The organism is Streptomyces alkaliterrae (genome assembly GCF_007097205.2).
Classification (GTDB): domain Bacteria; phylum Actinomycetota; class Actinomycetes; order Streptomycetales; family Streptomycetaceae; genus Streptomyces; species Streptomyces alkaliterrae.
The window spans coordinates 1-4,660 of sequence record NZ_VJYK02000376.1; the positions used below are offsets into that span (position 1 = coordinate 1).

Below are 4,660 nucleotides of genomic sequence, written 5' to 3' on the forward strand. Positions count from 1 at the left end.
CCCCAGGACGGCCCCCACCGCACCACCCGCGTGGACGCGGCGGGGGAGACGACGGCCCGCGAGGGGGTGGAGAAGAAGCGGAGCATCGACCTCACCTTCACCCAGGTCGCCGGCAGCGCCCTGGCCGCGGTCATCGCCGCGCTGATCGCCGGCCGGCTCGGCGTCTACGGAACGATCATCGGCGCCGGTGTGGTGAGCGTGGTCGCCACCACCGGCGGGCCGCTGTTCCAACACCTCTTCCGGCGTACCGGAGAGGGTGTCCGGGACCAGGTCATGACAACCGTCCGGCGGCCGCTCCCCGCCCGGGACGGCGGCACCGCCGCCCCGCGGCGCTCCGGCGGTCCCGGCGGCCCCGGCCGTCGCGGGTTGGCGCTCACCGCCGTACTCGTCTTCGTCCTGGCGCTGGGCGGCCTCACCCTCTACGAACTTGTTTCCGGTACCAACGTCTCCGGCGGGCGCGGCGGCACCACCTCCGTCGGCCAGGTCCTCGAACGCGAACGGCACCGGCCCGCGCCCGAACAGGACCTGCCCGAGACCGCCGACGAGAAGCAGCGAGCCGACACCCCGTCCGGCGCCCCCTCCGACGGCCCCGCGGACGGCAGGGGAGGCGGGTCCGCCGAGCAGGACCCGGGCGGGACCGCGGGAAGCGGCCGACCGGAGGACAACTCCACTCCGCCGACCGGCGATCCCGGCGACGGCACCGGGTCGACCACCGGCGGCGGACAGCAACCCACCGACCCCTCCACCCCGGAACCGGCGCCCGGCGAGGGCGATCCAGGCTCCGCGGGCGCCGAAGGAGCCGGCACTCCGTCGCCCGGCGCCACCCCCACGGGCTGACCCCGCGCCGGACAGCCCGTCAGCCGCCGAGCACTCGGCGCAGGTAGTCGTTGCCGAACCGGCGCTCGGGGTCCAACCGGTCCCGCAGCGCTGTGAACTCGGCGAAGCGCGGATAGACCCCGGACAGGTACTCGGCGTCCCGGGTGTGCAGCTTCCCCCAGTGCGGGCGGCCGCCGTGCGCGGTCATGATCCGCTCGGCGGCGGTGAAGTACGCCTCGTGCGGCGTGCCCCGGTACACGTGCATGGCCAGGTAGGCGCTCTCCCGTCCGCCGGCCGTGGACAGCGGGATGTCGTCCGCCGGCGCGGTGCGCACCTCCACCGGGAAGCCGATCCGCAGCCCGCCGCGTTCCGTCATGGACTTCAGCTCGCCCAGCGCCGCCATGGCGGCCTCCCTCGGCACGGCGTACTCCATCTCCAGGAAGCGCACCCGCCTCGGGCTGGTGAAGACCTTGTAGGGGATGTCGGAGTAGGAACGCGCGGACAGCGCCCGGCTGGAGACGCGGGCCACCGTCGGCACCGCCGCCGGCACCGCCCTGCCCAGCGAGCAGACGGCCTGGAAGACGCCGTTGGAGAGCAGTTCGTCGTCCACCCAGCCGCGCATCCTCGGCAGCGGGACGGCCGGTCCCTGCGTGCGGTTGTTGCGCTTGGTGTTGCAGTTCTCGGTGTGCGGGAACCAGTAGAACTCGAAGTGTTCGTTCTCGGCGACAAGTTGGTCGAACTCCGCGGCCACGCGGTCGAAGCGCATCGGCTCCTCCCTGGCGTGCAGCAGGAACAGCGGCTCGACCTCGAATGTCAGCTCGGTGATCACGCCGAGTGCCCCGAGGCCCACCCGGGCCGCGCTGAACACCTCCGGGTTCTCCGTGCGGGAGCAGCGGAGCACGGAACCGTCCGCGAGCACCAGTTCCATCGCGGCGATCTGGGCGGCCAGCGACCCAGAGTCGCGGCCGGTGCCGTGGGTGCCGGTGCTGGTGGCGCCGGAGACCGTCTGCTCCATGATGTCGCCCATGTTGGTCAGCGACAGCCCCTCGCGGGCCAACGTCCGGTTGAGCACGTGCAGCGGGGTGCCGGCGGCGACGGTCACCGTGCCGGCCTCGCGGTCGATCCGGCGCACGCCCGTCAGCCGGTCCGGGCGGATCAGTACGCCGCCCGTCGTGGCGACCGTGGTGAAGGAGTGCCCGGTGCCCACCGCCTTCACCGGGAGCCCGTCCTCCGCCGCGCGGCGGACCACCTCCGCCAGCGCCTCGGTGGTGGCCGGGGCCACCGTCCGCAGCGGTCGCGCCTCGGCGTTGCCGGCCCAGTTACGCCAGGTGCCGCTCGTCGCGCTCCTTCTCGGAGCGATGATCCCGCTCATTCCGCGTCCCCTCCTGATCCCGCCCTGCCACCGGCCGCCGGACGAGCCGGCGGTGGCCGAGGAACGCCAGTGCCGCCGCGGTCGCGCCCGCCGCGGCCGGAACGGCGAACGCCCGCTCGGCACCGACCCGGTCCACGACCCAGCCGGCCACCGAGGCGCCGAGCGACACCCCGACCGCGATGCCCGTACTGGACCACGTCATGCCCTCGGTCAGCCGGGAGCGCGGCACAAGCTGATCGACGAGGCCGACCATCGCGATCATCGTGGGCGCGACGGCCATGCCGGCGAGGAACAGCGCGACGGCCAGGAACGGCAGACTCCCGGCCAGTTGGAGGGGGATCATACTCACGGCGACCGCGCACACGCCGCGAAACCAGCGACGTTCCACCGGGCCGACCGGATGCACCATCCCGAACACCGCTCCGGCCAGACAGGAGCCGAGCGCGTAGCCGGCGAGCAGCAGACTCGCCGCGGACTTGGCGCCCCGTTCGTCGGCGAACGCCACGGTGATCACGTCGACCGAGCTGAAGATGACGCCGATCATGACCATCGTCAGCACCGGCAACGGCAGTCCGGGAGTCCGTAGTGCCGAACCCCGGCCGTGCGTGCCGCGTGGGGCCGGAACGGGTTCGGTGGCGCGCTGCGCCGTCAACCAGAAGACGCCGACGGCGAGGAACGTGGCCGCCGCCAGCGGCCCGGCCTGCGGGAACCACACGGTCGACAGGCCGATGGCGATGATCGGCCCGAAGACGAAGCAGACCTCGTCGACGATGGTCTCCCACGAGTAGGCGGCGTGCAGCCGCGCGGGGGAGTCGCGCAGCAGCGCCGACCAGCGGGCGCGCACCATCGACCCGACGCTGGGCACACAGCCGGAGCAGACCGCGAAGACAAAAAGCGTCCAGGTCGGCCAGCCGAGCACCGTGCTCAGCGTCAGGGCCCCGACCGCGCTGACCGTGATCGCCGCCGCCGGCCGCAGCACCCGGCGCTGGCCGTGCCGGTCCACCAGCCGGGAGACCTGGGGGCCGAACACCGCCACCGAAAGCGCCACCGTGGCGGCGAGGGCGCCCGCGAGCCCGTAGGCACCGGTGAGCTGGGAGACCATCGTGACGATGCCGAGCCCCATCATGGCGACCGGCAACCGGCTGATCAGCCCGGCCGCGGTGAAACTCCGGGCGCCCGGCACGGAGAAGATCGCGCGGTAGGGGGTGGGCACACGGGCTCCTCGGGAGGCGGAGACGGACGCGATGGGTGTAAGGCACATCAGAACGAAGACAGATTACGGCGCGGGGGCGCTGATCGCCCGCGAGTTTCGGGTGGCAGGATCGGTACATGCCCGATGAGCGAGCCCACCCCTACGACGCCCTGCTCCTGCTCTCCTTCGGCGGCCCCGAAGGCCCCGACGACGTGGTGCCGTTCCTGGAGAACGTCACCCGGGGGAGGGGGATCCCGCGTGAACGCCTGGAGGAGGTGGGCCAGCACTACTTCCTCTTCGACGGGATCTCACCGATCAACGCGCAGAACCGGGCCCTGCTCGCCGCGCTGCGCGCCGACTTCCAGGACAACGGCCTCGATCTGCCGGTGTACTGGGGCAACCGCAACTGGGCGCCCTATCTGACCGACACGCTCCGCGAGATGGTCGCCGACGGTCGACGGCGGGTGCTCGTCCTGGCGACCAGCGCGTACGCCTCCTACTCCGGCTGCCGGCAGTACCGCGAGAACCTGGCCGACGCGCTGTCGACCCTCACGGGTGAGGGCGTCGCCGGCGAGGACCTTCCCCGCGTCGACAAGCTGCGGCACTACTTCAACCACCCCGGCTTCGTCGAACCGATGACCGAGGGGGTGCTCGCCGCGCTGGAGAAGCTGCCGGCGGAGGTGCGGCGGGACGCCCACCTGGCCTTCACCACGCACTCGATCCCCACCGCCGCCGCGGACACCAGCGGCCCCGTCGAGGCGCACGGCGACGGCGGCGCCTACGTGGCCCAGCACCTCGACGTGGCCCGGCTCATCGCCGACCGGGTGGCCCGGGAGACCGGCGTCGAACGGCCGTGGCGGCTGGTCTACCAGTCCCGCAGCGGCGCGCCGCACATCCCCTGGCTGGAGCCCGACATCTGCGACCACCTGGAGGAGCGGCACGGCTCCGGCGCCCCGGCCGTGGTCATGATCCCCATCGGGTTCGTCTCCGACCACATGGAGGTGCTGTACGACCTGGACACCGAGGCGCTGGCCAAGGCCGCCGAACTCGGGCTCCCGGCCGTACGCTCCGCCACGGTCGGCGCCGACCCCCGCTTTGTCGCGGGCATCCGCGAGCTTGTCCTGGAGCGGGCGGCGACCGAGCGCGGGGCGGCACCGGACCGCTGCGCGCTGGGCGACCTCGGCCCCTCCCACGACCTCTGCCCGGTCGGCTGTTGCCCGGCCCGCGCCCCCAGGCCGGCCGCCGCCGGCGCCGACAGCACGTTCGCCTGACCTCCCCCG

At 73.4% G+C, this 4,660-nt stretch carries 4 protein-coding genes; 2 read left to right on the top strand and 2 right to left on the bottom strand.

Features of this window, described 5'->3' with window-relative positions:
* A partial coding sequence (locus tag FNX44_RS28255) for a hypothetical protein (protein ID WP_173019272.1) occupies positions 1 to 837 on the top strand: 837 nt, incomplete at its 5' end.
* Positions 838 to 856: 19 nt separating this feature from the next.
* On the opposite strand, the gene FNX44_RS23995 is transcribed toward FNX44_RS28255, so the two are convergent.
* Together FNX44_RS23995 and FNX44_RS24000 are read right to left on the bottom strand one after the other, a co-directional pair.
* The gene (locus FNX44_RS23995) at positions 857 to 2,188 is read right to left on the bottom strand and encodes a D-arabinono-1,4-lactone oxidase (RefSeq protein ID WP_143651007.1); all 1,332 of its coding nucleotides are present in this window, start codon (positions 2,186 to 2,188) and stop codon (positions 857 to 859) included.
* The gene (locus FNX44_RS24000; RefSeq protein ID WP_143651009.1) at positions 2,136 to 3,401 is read right to left on the bottom strand and encodes an MFS transporter; all 1,266 of its coding nucleotides are present in this window, start codon (positions 3,399 to 3,401) and stop codon (positions 2,136 to 2,138) included. The genes FNX44_RS23995 and FNX44_RS24000 overlap by 53 nt, the downstream gene beginning before the upstream one ends.
* Before the next feature lie 116 nt (positions 3,402 to 3,517).
* Between FNX44_RS24000 and FNX44_RS24005 the strand changes: the two genes are divergently transcribed.
* Positions 3,518 to 4,651: a ferrochelatase gene (locus FNX44_RS24005; RefSeq protein ID WP_143651011.1), complete on the top strand. Its 1,134-nt coding sequence runs from the start codon at positions 3,518 to 3,520 to the stop codon at positions 4,649 to 4,651.
* The last annotated feature ends 9 nt before the right edge of the window (positions 4,652 to 4,660 follow it).

What these genes read in the sequence shown, in the direction of transcription:
- FNX44_RS23995 (WP_143651007.1), bottom strand. Translation starts at nt 2,188, where the DNA reads ATGAGCGGGATCATCGCTCCGAGAAGGAGCGCGACGAGCGGCACCTGG.
- FNX44_RS24005 (WP_143651011.1), top strand. Translation starts at nt 3,518, where the DNA reads ATGCCCGATGAGCGAGCCCACCCCTACGACGCCCTGCTCCTGCTCTCC.